The sequence below is a fragment of the Gallibacterium anatis DSM 16844 = F 149 genome (assembly GCF_000379785.1).
Taxonomy (GTDB): domain Bacteria; phylum Pseudomonadota; class Gammaproteobacteria; order Enterobacterales; family Pasteurellaceae; genus Gallibacterium; species Gallibacterium anatis.
The window spans coordinates 1-21,699 of sequence record NZ_KB903705.1 but is presented as its reverse complement, the minus strand read 5'-3'; the positions used below and the strand labels follow the sequence as shown (position 1 = coordinate 21,699).

General features: G+C 41.5%; 12 protein-coding genes and 1 pseudogene. 2 read left to right on the top strand and 11 right to left on the bottom strand.

Annotation, left to right across the window (positions count from 1 at the left end; genetic code table 11):
* Positions 1 to 161: 161 nt before the first annotated feature.
* From cysK to prpB, 6 genes are all read right to left on the bottom strand, one after another.
* Positions 162 to 1,112, bottom strand: a complete 951-nt coding sequence (cysK, locus tag A3EO_RS0107555) for a cysteine synthase A (RefSeq protein ID WP_018346651.1) — start codon at positions 1,110 to 1,112, stop codon at positions 162 to 164.
* A gap of 207 nt (positions 1,113 to 1,319) precedes the next feature.
* Positions 1,320 to 3,284: an acetate--CoA ligase gene (acs, locus tag A3EO_RS0107550; protein WP_018346650.1), complete on the bottom strand. Its 1,965-nt coding sequence runs from the start codon at positions 3,282 to 3,284 to the stop codon at positions 1,320 to 1,322.
* Positions 3,285 to 3,563: 279 nt separating this feature from the next.
* The gene (gene prpF, locus A3EO_RS0107545) at positions 3,564 to 4,739 is read right to left on the bottom strand and encodes a 2-methylaconitate cis-trans isomerase PrpF (RefSeq protein ID WP_018346649.1); all 1,176 of its coding nucleotides are present in this window, start codon (positions 4,737 to 4,739) and stop codon (positions 3,564 to 3,566) included.
* A 51-nt stretch (positions 4,740 to 4,790) separates the two neighbouring features.
* Positions 4,791 to 7,385, bottom strand: a complete 2,595-nt coding sequence (gene acnD / locus A3EO_RS0107540; RefSeq protein WP_018346648.1) for a Fe/S-dependent 2-methylisocitrate dehydratase AcnD — start codon at positions 7,383 to 7,385, stop codon at positions 4,791 to 4,793.
* Between the two features lie 143 nt (positions 7,386 to 7,528).
* Positions 7,529 to 8,638, bottom strand: coding sequence for a citrate/2-methylcitrate synthase (locus A3EO_RS0107535; RefSeq protein ID WP_013745346.1), 1,110 nt, complete (start codon positions 8,636 to 8,638; stop codon positions 7,529 to 7,531).
* A 55-nt stretch (positions 8,639 to 8,693) separates the two neighbouring features.
* The gene (prpB, locus tag A3EO_RS0107530; protein ID WP_013745347.1) at positions 8,694 to 9,581 is read right to left on the bottom strand and encodes a methylisocitrate lyase; all 888 of its coding nucleotides are present in this window, start codon (positions 9,579 to 9,581) and stop codon (positions 8,694 to 8,696) included.
* Between the two features lie 455 nt (positions 9,582 to 10,036).
* On the opposite strand from prpB, the gene acs (A3EO_RS0107525) reads away from it, so the two are divergent.
* Positions 10,037 to 12,001 (top strand): acetate--CoA ligase, encoded by a 1,965-nt coding sequence (acs, locus tag A3EO_RS0107525; protein WP_018346647.1) that lies wholly within the window; start codon positions 10,037 to 10,039, stop codon positions 11,999 to 12,001.
* Positions 12,002 to 12,070: 69 nt separating this feature from the next.
* Here acs (A3EO_RS0107525) and A3EO_RS0107520 read toward each other — a convergent pair whose 3' ends face one another.
* From A3EO_RS0107520 to A3EO_RS0107500, 5 genes and pseudogenes are all read right to left on the bottom strand, one after another.
* Positions 12,071 to 13,531: a catalase gene (locus A3EO_RS0107520; RefSeq protein WP_018346646.1), complete on the bottom strand. Its 1,461-nt coding sequence runs from the start codon at positions 13,529 to 13,531 to the stop codon at positions 12,071 to 12,073.
* 328 nt (positions 13,532 to 13,859) lie between these two features.
* Positions 13,860 to 15,287, bottom strand: coding sequence for an FAD-dependent oxidoreductase (locus A3EO_RS0107515; protein WP_018346645.1), 1,428 nt, complete (start codon positions 15,285 to 15,287; stop codon positions 13,860 to 13,862).
* Between the two features lie 57 nt (positions 15,288 to 15,344).
* Positions 15,345 to 19,811, bottom strand: coding sequence for a glutamate synthase large subunit (gene gltB / locus A3EO_RS0107510; protein ID WP_018346644.1), 4,467 nt, complete (start codon positions 19,809 to 19,811; stop codon positions 15,345 to 15,347).
* A gap of 317 nt (positions 19,812 to 20,128) precedes the next feature.
* A complete protein-coding gene (gene fghA, locus A3EO_RS0107505; protein WP_018346643.1) occupies positions 20,129 to 20,968 on the bottom strand; it encodes an S-formylglutathione hydrolase in 840 nt (279 codons plus the stop codon).
* Positions 20,968 to 21,294 (bottom strand): annotated as a pseudogene (locus A3EO_RS0107500) (S-(hydroxymethyl)glutathione dehydrogenase); the annotation flags it as partial. The gene fghA and the pseudogene A3EO_RS0107500, both read right to left, overlap by 1 nt.
* Between A3EO_RS0107500 and A3EO_RS0107495 the strand changes: the two are divergent.
* Positions 21,258 to 21,584 carry a LysR substrate-binding domain-containing protein gene (locus A3EO_RS0107495; RefSeq protein ID WP_018346641.1) on the top strand — a complete coding sequence of 109 codons (327 nt, stop codon included), beginning with the start codon at positions 21,258 to 21,260 and terminating at the stop codon, positions 21,582 to 21,584. The pseudogene A3EO_RS0107500 and the gene A3EO_RS0107495 overlap by 37 nt on opposite strands.
* Positions 21,585 to 21,699: the final 115 nt, after the last annotated feature.

The following is a 21,699-nucleotide window of genomic DNA, read 5'->3' as shown; positions in this document are numbered from 1 at the left end:
TATCATCTCGATTTCATATTGGAGTGAGGGTGTATTTTTGAGCATAGGCATTTCCTTTTTTCGATATGCCTATTAGATCAAACCTCTAGAGGTATGTCTAGAGGTTTGTCAACAGTCTGAGACCGCTATTAAAGCGGTCTGAATGGTTAGTTTATGATTAATTAAATTTCAATATCTGCGAAAAGCGGTGTACTTAAATAACGTTCTGCGGCAGAAGGCAAAATCGCTACAATTAATTTATCTTTAAATTCCGGTAACCTCGCTAAACGATCAGCCGCTGCCACTGCTGCACCGGAAGAGATACCGACCAATAAGCCCTCTTTTTCTAATAATTTACGTGCAGTTTTAATTGCGGTATCGCTATCCACTTTTTCCACACGGTCAATTAAGGATAAATCAAGATTTTTTGGAATAAAGCCGGCACCGATCCCTTGGATTTTGTGTGGGCCCGGTTTCAATTCTTCACCGGCAAGATATTGACTGATCACCGGTGACTCTTCCGGCTCAACCGCTACCGATACAATCTTTTTCTTTTGATCTAATTTGATGTATTGAGAAATACCGGTAATCGTACCGCCTGTTCCCACACCGGCAACTAAAACATCAATTTTGCCTTCACTATCGTTCCAAATTTCTGGGCCGGTAGTCTGACGGTGAATCGCCGGGTTAGCCGGATTTTCAAACTGTTTTAACATTACATAGCGATTCGGATCAGAATTTAAAATTTCTTCCGCTTTGGCAATCGCCCCTTTCATTCCTTTCGCACCTTCGGTCAATACCAAGTTTACGCCTAAACTTTTAAGCAGTTTTTTGCGCTCATTACTCATTGTTTCCGGCATTGTAATGGTGATTTTATAACCTCTTGCCGCTGCCACATAAGCAAGAGCAATACCGGTATTACCGCTGGTTGCATCAATAATTTCTTTATCTTTGGTAAGAATACCGTCTTTTTCCGCTTGCCAAACCATATTGGCACCGATACGGCATTTCACACTGAAACTTGGGTTTCTGCCTTCTACTTTTACTACTACATTTCCATTTTGCCCAAAGTGTTGTAAACGCACCAAAGGTGTGTGACCGATACTTAATGAATTGTCTGCATAAATAGTCATAATTGCTCCTAAATAATCTCTCTTATCGATTGAATGGGCTTAGATTACTCTTAACTGACACCTATGAATAATGGTTATTGGCTATATTTTATAACTAAAAAGAATATCGACGACTTTTGTTATAATATCTGCTGTTTAGTGCCACCTAAAAATTTGTTACTTACACAAAAAAGCCCTGAATCATCAGGGCTTTATATCGTTGATATATTACAGAATTTGCCGTTGTAGCTGTCCGATAATTTGCGGATTTTCTAAAGTGGAAACATCTTGTGTAATCACTTCATTTTTCGCAATAGAACGCAATAAACGGCGCATAATCTTACCGGAACGGGTTTTCGGCAAGTTGTCGGCAAAGCGAATATCTTCCGGTCTGGCAATTTTTCCGATTTCTTGAGATACCCACTGTTTCAACTCTTCTGCCACCTGTTTTGCTTCATCATCGTCAATGACTGCCTGATTCAACACCACAAACGCCACAATTGATTCACCTTTGATTTCATCCGGTTTACCGACTACCGCCGCTTCGGCAACTTTTTCATTCGCGACTAACGCAGATTCAATTTCCATTGTGCCTAAACGGTGACCGGAAACATTCAGTACATCGTCTGTTCGTCCTAAGATCCAGAAGTAGCCATCTTCATCACGGTGCGCGGAGTCACCGGCAACATAGTATTTGCCACCCAACTCTTCAGGGAAATAAGTTCTCTTATAACGTTCATCGTCATTCCAAATAGTACGTAACATTGACGGGAACGGGCGTTTAATCACTAACATACCGCCATTGCCATTCGTGACTTTATTGCCCTCTTCATCAACCACATCCGCCATAATTCCCGGTTGCGGTAAGGTGCAAGAGCCCGGTTTCAATGCGGTAATTCCCGGCAGCGGTGATAACATAATTGAACCGGTTTCTGTTTGCCACCAAGTATCAACAATAGGGCATTTTTCTTTGCCAATAACCTGATAAAACCACATCCAAGCTGACGGGTTAATCGGTTCACCAACGCTGCCCAATAAGCGCAATGAAGAGAGATCATATTTGTGCGGAATATGATCACCGAAACGCGTCAATGAACGAATTAAGGTTGGGGAAGTGTAGAAAACATTCACTTTATGACGCTGAATAATACGCCAAATACGTCCGGCATCCGGATAACCCGGCACACCTTCATAAATCACTTGTGTTGCTCCGTTTGCCAACGGCCCGTAACAAACATAGGAGTGACCGGTAATCCAACCCACATCGGCACTACACCAATACACATCCTCCGGTTTGTTATCAAAAATATTCCGGAAACTATTAAGTGCACCTAATAAATAACCGGCAGTGCTGTGTACAATCCCTTTTGGTTTTCCGGTTGAGCCGGAGGTATAAAGAATAAAGAGCGGATCTTCGGCATCCATCCATTCCGGTTCACAAAAAGCCGGCTGATCTTTAGAAAGCTCGTGCCACCAGAGATCACGTCCCTCTTGCCACGGCGTGTCAATATTTAAACGATAATAGACAATTACTTTTTCAATTGACTCACATCCCATCTCCAGTGCGCTATCAACCGTTTCTTTTAATGGAATAATTTTACCGCCACGCAAACCGCCATTAGCCGTAATCACCATTTTGGCTTGCGCATCTTCAATACGATCACGCAAAGCACTGGCGGAGAAACCACCGAATACAACAGAGTGAATTGCGCCGATTCGAGCGCACGCCTGCATTGCAATCACCGCTTCCGCCAACATCGGCATATAAATCACGATCCGATCGCCTTTTTTCACGCCTTGTTCACGCAGCGCATTCGCAAAACGGCAGACACGATTGTGTAGCTGTTTATAGGTATAAGTATTGACCTGTCCGAAATCTGATTCAAAAATAAGCGCCACTTTGTCGCCTTTATCCGGAAGGTGGCGATCCAAGCAGTTATATGAAGCATTAAGTTTACCGTCAATAAACCATTTATAAAACGGCGCATTGCTGCCGTCAAAAATGGTCATAAACGGTTTTTTCCAACTGATTAATTCTCGTGCCAAATCTGCCCAATAATGGAGATAGTCTTCATCTGCAAATTTCCATAATTGTCGGTACTGTTCGTCATTGCCGATGTTCGCTTGTTGTCGAAATTCATCACTTGGTGGAAAAACTCGATCTTCTTTTAAAATAGAATCTAATTGTTGCATAGGGTTCTTCTCCTCTAATTGATGGATAAGCAAGCGATGCACCACATTACGAATCGCCAATGGAACACTTAAGTTATACAAAAGTTAAAAAATAAGCAATTTAAAGTTAAGAAAATGTTTGATACATAGATCACATTTTTGAAAAAAATTTTTTGTTACAATGTAAAATTTACAAGAATAGCTAAGAATGATTTTTAAATATCAACCAACAGATAGTTGATCATCAGAGTTATATTGAAAGCCGAGCAGAAATGCCCGGCTTTATCCGCTTTAAAAGATTCAGAACGTGTCTGCCGGCACAAACACATATCCTTCCATAAGAATTCTGGCACTACGGCTTAATGTTGCACTTTTCACCACCGGTTTACCATTTTGATTTTCGATAGCAGCTCCTACCTTTAAAGTACCGGACGGATGACCGAAAGTAACATTTTTTTTCTCGCCGCCTCCGGCAGCCAAATTGACCAATGTACCGGGAATGCAAGCAGCAACACCAATGGCGACAGAAGCCGTTCCCATCATTGCGTGATGCAATTTTTGCATAGATAGCGCCCGCACCAGCAGATCAATGCTCGCCGCTTTTACCTCTTTACCGCTTGAAGTCATAAAATCTTTTGCCGGCGCAACAAAAGCGATTTTCGGTGTATGTTGTTTGCTCTCCGCCTCTTTCTCGTTGGCAATCAAGCCCATTTTCAAAGCGCCGGCAATTCTAATGCGTTCAAATCGATCTAATGCCGCTTGATCGCCATTAATATCACTCTGCAATTCCGTTCCTGTATAACCGATTTCATCAGCATTGACAAAAACGGTCGGGATGCCGGCAGTGATTAACGTCGCTTGAAGCGTACCGATTTCCGGCACCTCTAAGGTATCAACCAAATTTCCAGTTGGAAATAAGGCATCATTCGGATCAACTGGTTCTACAAATTCCAAGACAATCTCTTCCGCTGGAAAAGCAACGCCGTCAATATAATAATCACCGATTTCTTTCACTACCCCATTAACCATTCTGACATAGCAAAGAATCGTTTTCTTGATATTGGCTTGCCAAATTCTGACGCAACAAATGCCATTTTCCGGCACATTCTCCACTAACCCTTCCTTGATGGCAAAAGGCCCGACTGCACTGGATAAATTGCCGCAATTACCGCTCATATCAACAACATCTTTATCAATAGCGACTTGGCAGAAATAGTAATCGACATCGTGATTGGCAACTGCACTTTTTCCAACCAACACAACCTTAGAGGTAGAAGAGGTTGCGCCGCCCATTCCATCCATTTGTTGCTTATAAACATCCGGGCTGCCGACAATTCTTTGCACTAATTTATCCCGTTTTTTAGGATCTTGTCGCACCTCTTCCGGCAAATCCGCTATATTGATAAACGTGCCTTTTGAAGTGCCGCCACGCATATAGGTCGCTCTGATTTTAATTTGCGGTTTATACTCGCTCATAGCTTTCCACCTTAAAACAAAATAGTTTGTTTATTGTTTTCGGATGACGCTTTATTGTGCATTGACAACATCTTTCGCAAATTTCTGCAAAATGCCACCGTTTTTATACACTTCAACTTCAGCCGATGTATCCAATCTACATAAAACAGGGAATTTAACCACTTCACCATTGCTTCTTGTCATCACCACGGTTAAATCGCACCTTGGCGAGATTTCACCTTCAATATCAAATACTTCACTACCATCAATAGCATAAGTATGGCGAGAGTCACCGGATTTAAATTGCAATGGTAATACCCCCATTCCAACCAAATTTGTGCGGTGAATCCGCTCTATTGATTCGGCAATCACCACTTCAACACCAGCCAATCTCACCCCTTTTGCTGCCCAGTCACGTGAACTACCTTGTCCATAATTAATACCAGCAATGATAATTAATGGCTGTTTTTTCGCCATATAATGTTCAATCGCTTCCCACATTCTGGATTCTTTGACTTCAGGCATAATTTTAGTGAGCGATCCCTGTTTAACACTGCCATCTGCATTTTTGACCATTTCATTAAATAATTTTGGATTCGCTAGAGTTGCTCGCAATGCGGTATTGTGATCGCCGCGGTGAGTGGCATATGAATTCAAATCCGCTACCGGCAATCTCATTTTTAAGCAATATTCGCCCGATGCAGAAGTAGGCAAAATTGCATTCGATGGCGATAAATGATCGGTTGTAATGTTATCTGGAAAAACACCCAACGCTCTCATTCCTTTCAATGCCGGCATTTGCATATATTCCGCTTGCCAATACGGCGGTTTCTGAATATAGGTGGATTGTTTATTCCAAGCATAAAACAGGCTCATATCTTTTCTGTTGCTGTCATCTTTAATAAACATTGGGATATAAACATCATTATACATTTCCGGTCTTACGTACTTTTTCTCAATCGCGTCGATCTCTTCGTCCGTAGGCCATAAATCCGCTAATTTAATGCTGTTTCCAGCCGCATCCTTACCTAATTCATCATTTTCAATATCAAATCGAATCGTTCCTGCTAGCGCATAAGCCACAACTAATGCCGGTGATGCCAAAAATGCCTCTTTAACATAAGGATGAATTCTACCGTCAAAATTTCTATTGCCGGATAACACCGCCGTAGAATAGATATTGCGTTCAAGCACTTCCTGTTGAATTTTCGGATCGAGTGCACCGGACATTCCATTACAGGTCGTGCAAGCAAAGCCGACAATACCGAAGCCTAACTTTTCCAATTCCGGCAATAATCCGGCAGCTTTTAGATAAACCTCAATCACTCTTGAACCCGGCGCTAATGAGGATTTCACCCACGGTTTCCGTTTCAAACCAAGCTGATTCGCCTTTTTCGCGACCAATGCGGCGGCAATAATATTGCGTGGATTGGACGTGTTGGTGCAGGAGGTAATGGCGGCAATTAAAATAGCACCATCCGGAAGTTTGTCATCCTGTTGCGATAACGGTTTGGCAATGCCTTCTGCTTTTAAGGTGGTTGTCGGCACTAATTTATGCGGTTTTGACGGACCTGCCAAACTTCTTACCACTGAACTTAAATCAAATTTTAAGGTTCGTGCATAAGTGGCGTCACTTAAACTATCCGCCCATAACCCATTCGCTTTGGCATAGGCTTCTACCAATTTAACCTGCTTTTCTTCTCTGCCGGTTGTTCTTAAATAGGTGAGCGTCTGTTCATCAATGGCAAAAATGCCGGCACTTGCACCATATTCAGGTGTCATATTGGCAATAGTCGCCCGATCACCTAAATTTAAATATTTAATGCCTGAGCCATAAAATTCCAAATAAGCAGAAATCACATTATTTTGTCTTAAAAATGAAGTGAGTGATAACGCAATATCGGTGGCGGTAATACCGGCAGCACGGGTGCCGGTAATTTCAACACCAATAATTTCCGGCACTCTCATATAAGAAGGATTTCCCAACATCACATTTTCTGCTTCCAAACCGCCCACGCCAACAGCAATAACCCCTAACGCATCAACGTGCGGTGTATGTGAGTCCGTTCCGACCAAAGTATCAGGAGAGGCAATGCCGTCATTTAAATGAATCACCGGTGACATTTTTTCCAAATTAATTTGATGCATAATGCCGTTGCCCGGCGGAATCACATCCACATTATTAAAGGCTTGTTTTACCCAGTTAATGAAATGAAATCTGTCCGCATTGCGTCTATCTTCAATTTCACGATTTTTTCTAAAGGCATCCGGATCATATCCGCCACATTCGACCGCAAGAGAATGGTCAACTATAAGTTGTGTTGGCACGACCGGATTGACTTTTTTAGCATCGCCGCCCTTTTCTGCCACTGCTTCACGCAATCCAGCCAAATCAACAAATGCAGTTAAGCCTAAAATATCGTGACAAATCACACGAGATGGATACCAAGGAAAATCTTTATCCGTTCTTTTTTCTATTAATTGAATCAGAGAATCTTTTAAATCTTCTTCAGGACATTTTCTTAATAAATTTTCTGCCAACACTCTTGAAGTATAATTTAATTTAGAAAATGAATGAGGGGAAATATCTTCTATCGCCGATTTAATATCATAATATTTAACACCGGGCATATCCGGTAAATCTTTGAGATATTTTTTATTGTTCATCGTGATCTCCACAGATTGCTTTCATTATTGTTCACAGCGCATCATTTTATTTTTAATCGGACTTTTCAGGGTAATTTCATTATTACCCTGTACCACAAATCACGATAAATTAAGTTAGCAAAACTGCTAACTTAATTTTAGCTTTATTCTCTTTCTGATAAAGGAATAAATGCTCTTGGTGCCGGGCCGGTATATTCAGAATTAGGTCGAATAATTTTATTATTTGCTCTTTGTTCAAATGCGTGTGCAGCCCAACCTGCGGCACGAGACATAATAAATAACGGCGTATAATATAAACGTTCAATTTCCATATAGTGATAAATTAAACCACCAAAGAAATCGATATTATCCGGTAAACCTTTTTCCGCTTTTACTTTGTCACGAATCGCTTTAGCAATATCAAATAATTTCGGATCAGACGTTTCCAACTCTTTCAATTCTGAAGCCAACTCAAACCCGACCGGTGATCTTGGATCCAAATCACGATAAACGCGATGACCGAATCCCATAATTTTTTCTTTTCTGGCAAAGAGTTCGTCAACGGATTTTAACGCTTGTTCCACGCTATCAAATTGCAATACAAATTTAACCGCAACTTCATTAGCACCGCCGTGTAAGCGTCCTTTTAAGGCAGCAATACCGGCAGTAATGCAGGAATAAATATCGGATAAAGTAGAAGCCGCAATTCTGTTGGCAAAGGTAGAAGCATTGAATTCGTGTTCAGCATAAAGCGTTAACATTGCATTCATTGCTTTAACTTCAACATCTAACGGTTTTTTCAATTTCAATCTTTCCAAGATATAACCTGCCATTGTGGTTTCATCGGAAATCAGATCAATCTCTTTGCCGTGCTTATGCCAATGATGCCAATAGATAAGAAAAGAAGGGAGCGCACCTAATAAACGAATCGCTTTCGCTAATTGATCGGAAAAATCCTCTTTTTCCGGTTCCACACACCCCAATGCAGACGTTGCCGTACGCATAACATCCATTGGATGAGAAGACGCCGGAATTGACTTAAGCACATTCTTAACGGCAATCGGTAATTCTCTTGCCGCAATAATTTTTCTTCTAAAGTCATTTAATTGTTTTTGATTAGGTAATTCGCCGACTAAAAGAAGATAAGCAACCTCTTCAAAATCTGCTTTTAATGCCAGATCCTGTATTGCATATCCACGATAATTCAAGCCATTTCCTAACCCACACGTACAGATTGCAGAACTTCCTGCGGTAATGCCCGCTAAACCACTCATTTTTGCCCCCTTAGTAGCATTTGATGAATTTGAGATAGAAAGCCTTACTTCTCAACTACTTGGCTTTGCCTTTGGAAAATAATTCGTCCATTTTTTGCTCATAAGCGTGATAATTCAACATATCGTATAATTCCATCCTTGTTTGCATTGTATCCAACACATCCTTTTGTGTTCCTTTCTCTTTCAATTCCTGATAAACACGCAATGCAGCTTTATTCATCGCGCGGAAAGCTGATAACGGATAAAGCACCATCGCCACACCAACCGAAGCCAATTCATCCACAGTAAATAACGGTGTTGCACCGAATTCGGTAATATTGGCTAAAACCGGTACCTGTACCGCCTCAACGAACTGTTTATACTCTTCCAACGTATGAATGGCTTCCGCAAAAATTGCATCCGCTCCGGCGGCAACATAGGCTTTAGCACGATCAATCGCCGCTTGCTGCCCTTCACTGGCGTGCGCATCTGTTCTCGCAATGATAAAAAAGTCCGGATCTAACTGCTGTTTTGCATCGACTGCCGCTTTAATGCGGTCGCACATCTCTTCGGTGGAAACCAATTCTTTATTTGGTCTATGACCGCACCGTTTCGCAGCAACCTGATCTTCAATGTGTAAACCGGCTGCCCCCGCTCTGATAAACTCTTTAACTGTTCTGGCAACATTAAACGCGTGTCCCCAGCCGGTATCCGCATCAACAATCAACGGCGTATCACAAACTGCGGTAATCCGTCTGATGTCAACACAAACATCTTCGATCATTGTCATCCCCAAATCCGGTAATCCATAAGAAGCGTTGGCGATGCCGCCACCCGATAAATAGATTGCTTTATGCCCCACCCTGGTTGCCTGCAAAGCCTGATAAGCATTAATAGTTCCAACGATTTGTAATGGTGATGTTTGCTTTAAAACTTCTCTAAATTTTTTACCTGCACTGTTCATACATATATCCTCAAAATAAAGGTGAATTTGGGTATGTATAATTTCTATACACAAAGAATGTAGCATTTTAATTTATTTGTTTGCAACATATTTTTAATAAAAAATTCATAAAAAATAAAAATTAATATTTATTAAATTTGTTTAAAATTTGCTATTAAATTTGATTCAATTAATTTATTAATAAAAATAAAATCAATAAATTCATAATGATAAGATAAAAAATATTATATTTTTTCATTAACACTTTAGAGTTAACACGCTTTTTAAATATTTATTTTCATTTCTTTTTTATAACATTTTTTTAAAAATGTGATCTATGTATCAAAAATTAATTAACTTTTGTTTGATCGTTTTTTAACTTTTATATAACGTAATAAAAAACAACCGTAAACGTAATTGGCGATTCGTCAGCAGTGCATCGCTTTTTTTATCCACCATCGATAAAGGAGATGATTATGCAGCAAATAGATTCTGTTCTTAAAGAAACTCGTGTTTTCTCACCAAGCAGTACCTTTCGCCAACAGGCAAATATTGGAGACGACGAAAAATACAAACAACTATGGGATTTTGCCGATAAGGATTACGTGAATTATTGGGCAGATCTAGCACGAGAATTAATCAGTTGGAAGAAACCGTTTGTAACGCCATTTGATGGAAGTAATGCGCCGTTTTATAAATGGTTTATTGATGGAAAACTCAATGTTTCCTGGAACTGTTTGGATCGCCATTTACCGGATAAAGGGGACAAAATTGCTATTTTGTTTGAATCCGATTTTGGTCAGGTCAATACTTACACCTATAAACAGCTACACAATCGCGTCTGTCGTTTTGCCAACGCTTTACGCGAACAAGGTATCAAAAAAGGTGATCGCGTAATTATTTATATGCCGATGATCGTTGAAGCTGTGATTGCAATGCAGGCGTGTGCTCGAATCGGCGCAATTCACTCTGTCGTATTCGGTGGTTTCTCCGCCAGTGCTTTACGTGATCGTATTGAAGATGCACAAGCCAAAATCGTGATTACTGCTAATGGTAGCTTGCGTGGCGGAAGAATTATCCCATTAAAAGAAATTGTTGATGAATCATTGGAAATCGGCTGTAAATCTGTTGAAAAAGTCATTGTTTATTACCGTTTAAATGTTGACACTCCGTGGAATGAAGAACGTGATTTTTGGTGGCACGAATTAACAATGCATCAACCTGATTTCTGCGAACCTGAATGGATGGATGCAGAAGATCCATTATTTATTCTGTATACATCAGGGTCAACCGGTAAACCAAAAGGCATTGTTCATAGCACTGCTGGTTATTTATTAGTGGTTATTCATCACTTCCGCAATGTGATGGATTATAAACCTAACGATGTATTTTGGTGTACCGCTGATGTAGGTTGGATTACTGGTCACTCATTAGTCTGTTATGGCCCGCTTTCAAGCGGTGCAACCCAAGTGTTGTATGAAGGTGTGCCGAGTTATCCGGATGCGGGGCGTATTTGGCGTATCATCCAGCGCCACAAAGTAACCGTTTTCCATACTTCACCAACGTTGCTTCGTTCATTAACCCGTTTCGGTGATCAAATCCCGAACAAATATGATCTCTCCTCATTGCGCTTATTGGGTACAGCCGGTGAGCCGATTAACCCGTCAGCTTGGGTGTGGTATCACGAAGTGATTGGAAAAGGCAAATGCCCGATTGTCGATACTTGGTGGCAAACAGAAACCGGCACAATTATGTTATCGCCATTGCCGGGTATTAATCCGTTAAAACCGGGCTCTTGTGCGTTGCCTCAACCGGGCATTATGGCAGATGTTGTCAATGAGAAAGGTGAAAAAATCGAAAAAGGCAAAGGCGGTTTATTAGTCATTAAACGTCCTTTCCCTTGTATGGTTCGTACCATTTGGAATGATGATGAACGCTATAAGAAAACCTATTTCCCTCAAGAATTAGGCGGCAAATATTATGTCACCGGTGATACTGCCTATCGTGATGAAGACGGTTATTTCTGGATCTTAGGTAGAACCGATGATGTTATTAATGTTTCCGGTCACCGCTTAGGCACAATGGAAATTGAATCGGCGTTAGTGGCAAACGAAAAAGTTGCTGAAGCGGCGGTAGTCGGTAAGCCGGATGAAATCAAAGGTGAATCGATTGTGGCGTTTGTGGTGTTGAATCAGGCAGCCATTGACGATGATGAAGCAAAACAGGTCGCGGAAGAGTTGAAATTATGGGTATCTCAAGAAATCGGTAAAATCGCCCGTCCGGAAGATATTCGTTTTGCCGACAACTTGCCGAAAACCCGTTCCGGCAAGATTATGCGCCGTCTATTGCGTTCTATTGCGAAAAATGAAGTGATTACACAAGATGTTTCCACTTTAGAAAATCCGCAAATTATCGGTCAATTACAGCGTCAAATTCTATAACGTAAAATCGACATAACCCTCACAAAAAATCGGGAACGCTTTCCCGATTTTTTTGCTTTAAAGATTTGTTTACAAGCCTAATGCTTTTCTCACCCCTTCCCCATATTCTGGATCACATTTCGTACAGTTATCAATATGGCGTTGCTTAATAAAATCAGGTGCATCGCCCATTGCGCGAGCGGTATTTTCAAATAACGCTTGCTTCTGTTCTGTGGTCATCAAACGGAACAAGGCACGAGGCTGGCTAAAATAATCATCATCATCTTCACGATAATCCCAAAAATCTGCATCGCCGTTAATTTTAAGTGGCGGCTCTTTATATTGAGGCTGTTGTTGCCATTGACCGAAACTATTCGGCTCATAATGAGGCAAACTGCCGTAATTTCCGTCCACTCTCCCTTGTCCGTCACGATGATTGCTATGTACCGGACAACGTGCTCGGTTTACAGGAATTTGGTGATAATTGACGCCTAAACGATAACGCTGTGCATCAGCATAGTTAAATAGGCGTGCTTGCAGCATTCTATCAGGAGAAACACTGATTCCCGGAACTAAATTACTCGGTGCAAATGCGGATTGTTCGACATCTAAGAAGAAATTCTCAGGGTTACGATTCAACTCAAATTCGCCAACTTCTATCAATGGGTAATCCTTATGTGGCCAAACTTTGGTTAAATCAAATGGGTGATAAGGTACTTTTTCTGCATCCTGTTCCGGCATAATTTGCACAAACATTGTCCATTTTGGAAAATCACCGCGTTCAATCGCTTCATAGAGATCACGTTGATGGCTTTCACGATCTTTACCAATTAAAGCTTCCGCTTCTGCATCTGTTAAATTTTTAATTCCTTGTTGCGTTTTAAAATGAAATTTTACCCAAAAACGCTCATTTTCTGCATTAATAAAACTATATGTGTGTGAGCCGAAACCATTCATATGACGATAACTTGCCGGAATGCCGCGATCACTCATTACAATCGTAATCTGATGAAGTGCTTCCGGTAATAATGTCCAGAAATCCCAGTTATAAGTAGCAGAGCGTAAATTGGTTCGCGGATCACGTTTCACGGCTTTATTTAAATCCGGGAACTTACGCGGATCACGAATAAAAAAGACCGGCGTATTATTGCCGACTAAATCCCAGTTTCCTTCTTCAGTGTAAAATTTTAAGGCGAAACCACGAATATCACGTTCTGCATCCGCCGCTCCACGTTCGCCTGCCACTGTTGTAAAACGGGCAAACATTTCTGTTTTTTTACCAATCTCACTAAAAATTTTAGCGCGAGTATACTTGGTAATATCGTGTGTTACCGTGAAAGTACCGAATGCACCGGAGCCTTTAGCGTGCATACGGCGCTCTGGAATCACTTCTCTAACAAAATTAGCTAATTTTTCCTGTAACCAGACATCCTGTGCCAATAATGGACCTCGAGGGCCTGCGGTTAAACTGTTTTGGTTATCCACCACCGGCGCACCGAAATCGGTTGTGAGATGGGTTACCGGGCATTTTCCCTTAAATTTTTCACTCATAATATGTTCTCCCTGATAGTGTAATGTCTTCATTTTCACGATAAAAATGAGACTGAAGCATTATATATTTGCTATCAAAAAGGATACTTGTATTAAATCAATAGGTTAATAATAAATATTATTAATTATTTTTAAAAATCAATAACATAAAAATCAATAGACTTAATCTTTTAAAATAATAGAAACTATAACACGCTTGATCTGGTGCGATATGCATTGAAACGTAGCTAACAGCGCCACTGACAATGAATAATTTTTCAGGCACAAAAAAATCTGCACTTCAAGAAAACTTGAAGTGCAGATAATGTTGTCTGTGCGATTAGGCTATTTAAATACCGAAATAATCTAAAATGCCTTTGGCAGCCTCTCTGCCCTCCGCTATTGCGGTAACAACCAAATCAGAACCTCGGGTGACATCGCCACCGGCAAATACTTTCGGATTAGCGGTTTGTTGTTTAAATTCACCTTTTGCTTCAATACGACCTCGAGCATCGGTAGTCACACCGACATCCGCAAGAAACGGCATCTGATGTGGCGCAAAACCGAAAGCAACAATGACGGCATCGCAAGGGATAATATGCTCACTGCCTTCAACAATTTCCGCACGACGACGACCGTTTTGATCCGGTTCGCCCATTGTGGTTTCCACCACTTCAATGCCGGTAACACGACCATTTTCAGTATGAACGGCAACCGGTTCCGCTTCAATCGCCACCGGTTGAGCATTAAATTGGAACTGCACGCCCTCTTCTTTTGCATTCACAAACTCTTTACGGCTTCCCGGCATATTGGCTTGATCTCGACGATATACACAGGTCACCTCAGCCGCCTGTTGACGCACAGAAGTACGAACACAGTCCATTGCGGTGTCGCCACCACCCAGCACGACCACACGTTTCCCTGCCATCGAAACATAATTATCCGGATTTTGCCCTAATAACTGTTGCGTATTGGCAATTAAAAAAGGCAAGGCGGAATAAACGCCTTCCGCATCTTCATTCGGAATATTGGCTTTCATTCCTTGATAAGTTCCTACGCCAAGGAAAACGGCATCATACTGCGCAACAATCTCGGATAACTGAATATCTTCACCAATATTGACGCCTAATTTAAACTCAATGCCCATCTCTGTGAAAATTTCACGACGGCGTTTCATCACCTCTTTTTCAAGTTTAAAGGCTGGAATACCGTAAGTAAGCAAACCGCCGATCTCTGTCTGACGCTCATAAACAGTAACATCAACACCGTTTCTAATCAGCTGTTCCGCACAGCCTAATCCTGCCGGACCGGCACCAATGACCGCTACACGTTTTCCGCTTTTTTCAACATTTTTGACTTTAGGCCGCCAACCCATTTCAAATGCCGTTTCAGTGATATATTTTTCAATATTACCAATGGTTACCGCACCAAATTCGGCATTTAATGTGCAAGAGCCTTCACACAAACGATCCTGCGGACAAACTCGACCGCACACTTCAGGTAAAGTATTGGTTTCGTGCGCCAATTCCGCCGCCTCAATAATGCGCCCTTCATAGGTTAATTTTAACCAATCCGGAATATTATTATGTAACGGACAACGATGTTGGCAATATGGATTACCGCAAGCTAAACAGCGATCTGCTTGTGCTTTTGCCTGCGCTTCATCAAAAATTTGATAAATTTCAATAAACTTTGTTTTACGCTGTTCTAACGATTTTTTCTGAGGGTCAATCCTAGGTAAATCAATAAACTGATAAATATTTCCTTGCTGGCTCATTGTTTTTTCCTTTTATTTGTCTGAGAGCGCCCGGGATTTCTCCCGGACGATGGAAAATTACTGTGTTACCACACCAAGTTCATTGACGGTGCGGCGTTGATGCCCTAATAACGCATTGAGATCATTTGCTTTTGGTTTCACCAATACAAATTTATCAGCATAATCACCCCAATTATTCAAAATGCGTTCCGCTAACGGGCTATGGGTTTCATCGTGATGATGCACCAATAATCCGCGCAAATGTTCCTGATAAATAGGCAACTCGACAATCGATAATCCTTCCACTAATTCAGGATTAATACGACTACGGAATTTACCATCAACATCAAGCACATAGGCAAAACCCCCCGTCATACCTGCACCAAAATTAATACCAGTTTTACCCAGCACACAGACCACGCCACCAGTCATATATTCACAGCCATTATCCCCAATGCCTTCAACCACCGCAGTTGCGCCAGAGTTACGCACTGCAAAACGTTCACCGACACGACCGGAGGCAAATAAACTTCCTCCTGTTGCACCATAAAGGCACGTATTACCGGCAATAGTTGATAATTCAGGTTTAAAACTTACCCCAGTATGCGGACGAATAACAATTTTACCGCCTGCCATACCTTTACCGACATAATCATTGGCATCACCGGTCAAATATAGGCTTACGCCGCCAGACAACCATACGCCGAAACTTTGTCCGACGGTACCGTTTAAGCGAATATCCACTTTCTTGCGTGCGTGACCGTTATTGCCATATTTATTTGCAATCATACCGGATAAGGTTGCGCCGACAGAACGATCGGTATTATTCACATCAAATGTCAAATCCAAATGTTGTTCATCGTTATAATCAAACGCATCGCCGACCTCTTTCAAAATCGCTTTATTCAATAATCCTTTATCCATTGGCGGATTACTTTGCGTGCAATATCTTGCACTACCCGCCGGCACTTGCGGCGCATAAAGCAATTTCGTTAAATCCAAACCGCGTTGTTTTGCAGTTTCTCCCTCAATCACCGTTAATAAATCAGTACGTCCAATAAGATCCGTTAATTTTTCAACGCCTAATTTTGCTAACCATTCACGGACATCCTGCGCAATAAATTTAAAGTAATTCATCGCTTTTTCCGGCAAGCCGTGATAATGCTCATTACGCAATTTTTCATCCTGTGTTGCAATACCGGTTGCACAGTTATTTAAGTGACAAATTCTGAGGTAACGACAACCCAGTGCAATCATCGGACCGGTACCGAAACCAAAGCTTTCCGCCCCCAAAATAGCAGCTTTAATCACATCCAGACCGGTTTTCAATCCGCCGTCAACCTGTAAACGCACTTTATGACGAAGATTATTCTCTACCAATGCCTGCTGTGCTTCCGCCAAACCTAATTCCCAAGGAGAACCGGCATATTTCACACTGGATAACGGACTTGCTCCCGTACCACCATCATAACCGGCAATTGTAATTAAATCGGCATAAGCTTTAGCCACACCGGTTGCGATGGTGCCAACTCCCGGTAAAGAAACTAATTTCACAGAGATCAAGGCTTTAGGATTAATCTGTTTTAAGTCAAAGATTAATTGCGCCAAATCTTCGATTGAATAAATATCGTGATGCGGCGGTGGCGAGATCAATGTTGATCCCGGCACTGCATAACGTAATTGCGCAATATAAGGTGTGACTTTATCGCCCGGTAATTGACCGCCTTCACCCGGTTTCGCACCTTGGGCAACTTTAATCTGAATCACATCCGCACTCATTAAGTACGCCGGCGTTACCCCAAATCGACCGGATGCTACCTGTTTAATACGAGAAACTTTTTCTGTTCCGTAACGGCGCGGATCTTCACCACCTTCGCCTGAGTTAGAATAACCGCCAAGACGATTCATTGCGGTCGCCAACGCTTCGTGCGCTTCAGGACTTAATGCACCGATACTCATTGCCGCCGTATCAAAACGTTTATATAAATTTTCTGCCGGCTCAACTTTATCAACTGCAATCGACTTGCTTTCATCAATATTTAATTTTAATAAATCACGGATGGTTGCCACCGGACGATGGTTAACCGTGTCGGCATATTTCTGATAAATCCGATAATCGCCACTGTTTACCGCTTGTTGTAAATAGTTCACCACATCCGGATTATAGGCGTGATATTCACCGTCAGGTTTATACTTCAACAAACCGCCGGTCGGCAATGCCTGGCTTGCACGCCACGCATCACGTTGCAAACGCTGCATATCCTGATCCAAATCAGCAAAAGAAGCGCCTTCAATACGACAGGTAATCCGTTTAAAACACAATTCAACAATCTCTTTATTAAAACCGACCGCTTCAAACAAATGAGCGCAACGATAAGAGGAAATGGTTGAAATCCCCATTTTAGAGATAATTTTGTAAAGTCCTTTATCGATTCCCTTGCGGAAATTCAATAAAACAGTGCGTAACGGTTTAGTAATCGCCCCACTTGCCACCATTTCACTTAAACTTTCGTAGGCAAGATATGGATAAACCGCAGTCGCCCCTAATCCTAATAAAACCGCAAAATGATGAGGATTTCGTGCAGAACCGGTTTCAACAATAATATTGGCATCACAACGAAGATTTTTTTCAACCAAGCGTTGTTGCACCGCACCAACAGACAATGCTGCCGGAATTGGCACTCGAGATGGAGAAATTTCACGATCCGATAAAACCAGCAATACCGTGCCGTTATGAGCTGCCTGCTCTGCTCTGTCTGCCAACGCTTCTATCGCCTGTTTTAAACCTAGCGCTTTCGGATCATAAGTCGCATCCAAAATTTCGTGTTTGTAATATTCCTGTGATAGACCAAGCAGTTGCTGCATATCAGAATAAAGCAAGACCGGCGATTTAAAATTCACACGATGAGACATCCCTTCTGTTTCAAAGAAAACACTCATCTCTTGACCGATACTGGTATTCAAGCTCATCACGTGTGCCTCACGCAGCGGATCGATTGGCGGATTGGTCACCTGTGCGAAATATTGACGGAAATAGTCATAAATCACCCGTGGCTGAGTAGACAACACCGCAAACGGCGTATCATCCCCCATTGAGCCGACCGCTTCCTGACCATTTTCTCCCAATACACGTAATAAACTTTCCAATTCTTCTTTGTTATAGGCGAACTGTTTTTGATAAGTAAGGAGCTGTTGCGGTGAAAATTCCGCTTTGCCAACCTTATCATCTTCAATCTCTTCAAACGGCACTAAGCGGTGTACATTACGATTCAACCATTCACGGTATGGATGACGTTCTTTCAACTCTTTATCAATCTCTTGAGAATGAATTAATTTACCGTGTTCGGTATCGATGACCAACAACTCTCCCGGTCCGATACGACCTTTTTCAATGACTTCATCCGGTGCATAATCCCAAATCCCCACCTCACTGGCGATTGTAATCAATTTATCCTGTGTGATGACATAACGTGCCGGACGCAAACCGTTACGATCAAGGTTACAAGCAACTTGTCGACCATCACTCAATACAATGCCTGCCGGACCGTCCCAAGGCTCCATATGCATTGAGTTAAAGTCATAGAATGCTCTCAAATCATCATCCATATCCGGATTATGCTGCCACGCAGGTGGAATAAGCAAACGCATTGCACGGAATAAATCCATACCGCCGTTCACAAACAATTCCAGCATATCGTCTAAAGAACTGGAGTCTGATCCGGTTTCATTCACAAAAGGTGCAATAGTCTGTAAATCAGGAATAAGTGGAGTGTGATATTTATAAGCACGTGCTCTTGCCCACGCACGGTTACCGGAAATAGTATTGATTTCACCATTGTGTGCTAAATAACGGAATGGCTGCGCCAATTTCCATTTTGGTAAAGTATTGGTTGAAAAACGTTGATGGAATAAACAAATCCCACTTTCCATACGTAAATCAGCCAAATCAAGATAGAATTTCGGCAAATCTTTCGGAATACATAAGCCTTTATAAATGATAATTTGGCTTGAAAAACTACAGATATAAAAATCAGGATGATCAATGCGGTTTTCGATACGACGACGCGCCATAAATAAGCGACGTTCCATATCCTTAATTCCCCAACCGGCAGGCACATTAACAAAAACCTGCTTAATTGCCGGTAAACTTGCCGCCGCAATAGATCCCAATACGGCAGGATTAATCGCAACATCACGCCAAGCTGTAATTGTCAGCGTTTCTTTAGTTAATTCTTCTTTGATAATTGCTTGATATTGCTCGATCAACTGCGGATCTGTCGGGAAAAAGATCTGTCCGACACCAAAATTTTTATTTAATTTAAATCCCTGTTCTTCAGCAATAAAATGGAAAAACCGTTTCGGCATTTGCAAGTGCAAACCACAGCCATCACCGGTTTTACCATCGGACAACACTGCACCGCGATGCTGCATTCTGGATAAACCTAAAATTGCTGTACGCACAACTTTATGGCTTTGCTCACCTTCAAGATGGGCAATTAAGCCAAAGCCACAGTTCTCACGAACTTCATCTTTGTTATAAAGCATATGGATTCCTTAATGTTGTGTTTGTTTTATTATTGTAAGAGGGTTTTGAACATACCAAAAAATACCAACAGTGGCAAAATTTTTTTGATAAATTTTATCATCTTTCTTCTTTTATTAATCTTTATCTTATTTTTAATCATTTTATTTATGGTTTAGTTAATAAATTCTCTTTTCATTAGATGAGAATTATTCTCAAATAATTTTGCTCAAATAGAAGATGTTAATACTTCACAAACAAGACGATAGTTAACATATTTTGATGTAAAACCTGAGTGGAATGCCTATTGATAGGCTTATCAACAGGCATTTAATTTTGATTAGCTCAATAAGAACTTTTTATGGAAAGCAAAATGTTTTTCGATGAACGTTGCAATAAAGAAATAGCTATGATCGTAACCTGGCTGTAATGTGAAATCGACCTCAATATTATTGGCCGTTGCTGCTTTAACAAATTGCTCAGGCTGCAACTCCTGCGGATAGAAATTATCAGCATCACCTTGATCAATCATTATCGGTATCGCTTTTTCCACTTTTTTCACCAGCTGGGTGCTGTCATACTGCTGCCATTTGCTGCGATCTTCACCTAAATAGGCTCGAAAAGCTTTTTCTCCCCACGGGGTATCGCTCGGATTAACAATCGGCGCAAAAGCAGACACCGAAAGATAGCGTTGCGGATTTTTTAATGCAATCTGTAATGCACCGTGTCCGCCCATACTATGCCCAAAAATTGAACGCCGAGCCGTAACCGGAAAATTCGCCTCAATCAATTCAGGTAATTCATCCACAATGTAGCTGTACATCTGATAATGCGCTGCCCACGGTTGTTCTGTTGCATTGAGATAAAAACCGGCACCTTGCCCTAAATCATAACCCGCATCATCTGCAACCGCCTCGCCTCGCGGTGAGGTGTCCGGCATAACCAACGCAATGCCGTATTGTGCGGCATAACGCTGCGCCCCGGCTTTAGTGGAAAAATTTTCATCCGTACAAGTCAGTCCGGAAAGAAAATAAAGCACCGGCACCTGCTGTTTCTCCGCTTGTGGCGGCAGATAAAGCGCAAAGGTCATTTCACAATGCGTGCTGGTAGAAAAATGGCGGTAACGCGCGTGATAACCGCCAAACATTTTGTTTTTAGAAATTAATGTTAATGTTTTCATTAATAATGGATCACCGTACGAATAGATTTACCTTGATGCATTAATTCAAATGCTTCATTGATTTGTTCCAATGGCATTGTATGGGTAATAAAATCACTTAATGCAAATTCACCTTTCATATATTGATCGATAATTCCCGGCAACTCGGAACGTCCTTTAACACCGCCGAAAGCAGAACTGCGCCAAACTCGACCGGTTACCAATTGGAATGGACGGGTACGAATCTCCGCACCGGCAGGCGCAACACCGATAATAATGCTTTCGCCCCAACCTTTATGACAACACTCTAATGCCGAACGCATCACATCCACATTACCGATACATTCAAGATCGATGGTTAATTAAACAGAATGATCAGTGGCAACAATATCATATCCCTGTGGCTTTAACGACAAATCACAAAGAGGTGATTCAAACCGCCTGTATTCAAGGGTTAGGACTGGCGTTATTGCCGGATTGGGTAGTTTATGAAAGTTTAAAAAAAGGTGAAATTGTCAGAATTCTGCCTCAATTTGAAAGTTCCATTCACGAACAACCACGCACGATTGTGATCTGCACCCCAAAAGTTGGACTTATTATCCAACAACATACAAAGGTGCAGATTTTTTATGACTAAATATAACCAAACATTTAAACAACAAGTGGTAGATTTCTACTTTCAACACGAGGAAAGTCTTTCTTTAACCTGTCGTACATTTACCGTGTCTAAACGCACATTAAGGCGTTGGATT

Coding starts and splice junctions, on each gene's coding strand:
- A3EO_RS0107495 (WP_018346641.1), top strand. CDS start 21,258: ATGCCGAACGCATCACATCCACATTACCGATACATTCAAGATCGATGG.
- cysK (WP_018346651.1), bottom strand. CDS start 1,112: ATGACTATTTATGCAGACAATTCATTAAGTATCGGTCACACACCTTTG.
- acnD (WP_018346648.1), bottom strand. CDS start 7,385: ATGAACAATAAAAAATATCTCAAAGATTTACCGGATATGCCCGGTGTT.
- prpB (WP_013745347.1), bottom strand. CDS start 9,581: ATGAACAGTGCAGGTAAAAAATTTAGAGAAGTTTTAAAGCAAACATCA.
- prpF (WP_018346649.1), bottom strand. CDS start 4,739: ATGAGCGAGTATAAACCGCAAATTAAAATCAGAGCGACCTATATGCGT.
- acs (WP_018346650.1), bottom strand. CDS start 3,284: ATGCAACAATTAGATTCTATTTTAAAAGAAGATCGAGTTTTTCCACCA.
- A3EO_RS0107535 (WP_013745346.1), bottom strand. CDS start 8,638: ATGAGTGGTTTAGCGGGCATTACCGCAGGAAGTTCTGCAATCTGTACG.
- A3EO_RS0107515 (WP_018346645.1), bottom strand. CDS start 15,287: ATGAGCCAGCAAGGAAATATTTATCAGTTTATTGATTTACCTAGGATT.
- fghA (WP_018346643.1), bottom strand. CDS start 20,968: ATGAAAACATTAACATTAATTTCTAAAAACAAAATGTTTGGCGGTTAT.
- gltB (WP_018346644.1), bottom strand. CDS start 19,811: ATGCTTTATAACAAAGATGAAGTTCGTGAGAACTGTGGCTTTGGCTTA.
- acs (WP_018346647.1), top strand. CDS start 10,037: ATGCAGCAAATAGATTCTGTTCTTAAAGAAACTCGTGTTTTCTCACCA.
- A3EO_RS0107520 (WP_018346646.1), bottom strand. CDS start 13,531: ATGAGTGAAAAATTTAAGGGAAAATGCCCGGTAACCCATCTCACAACC.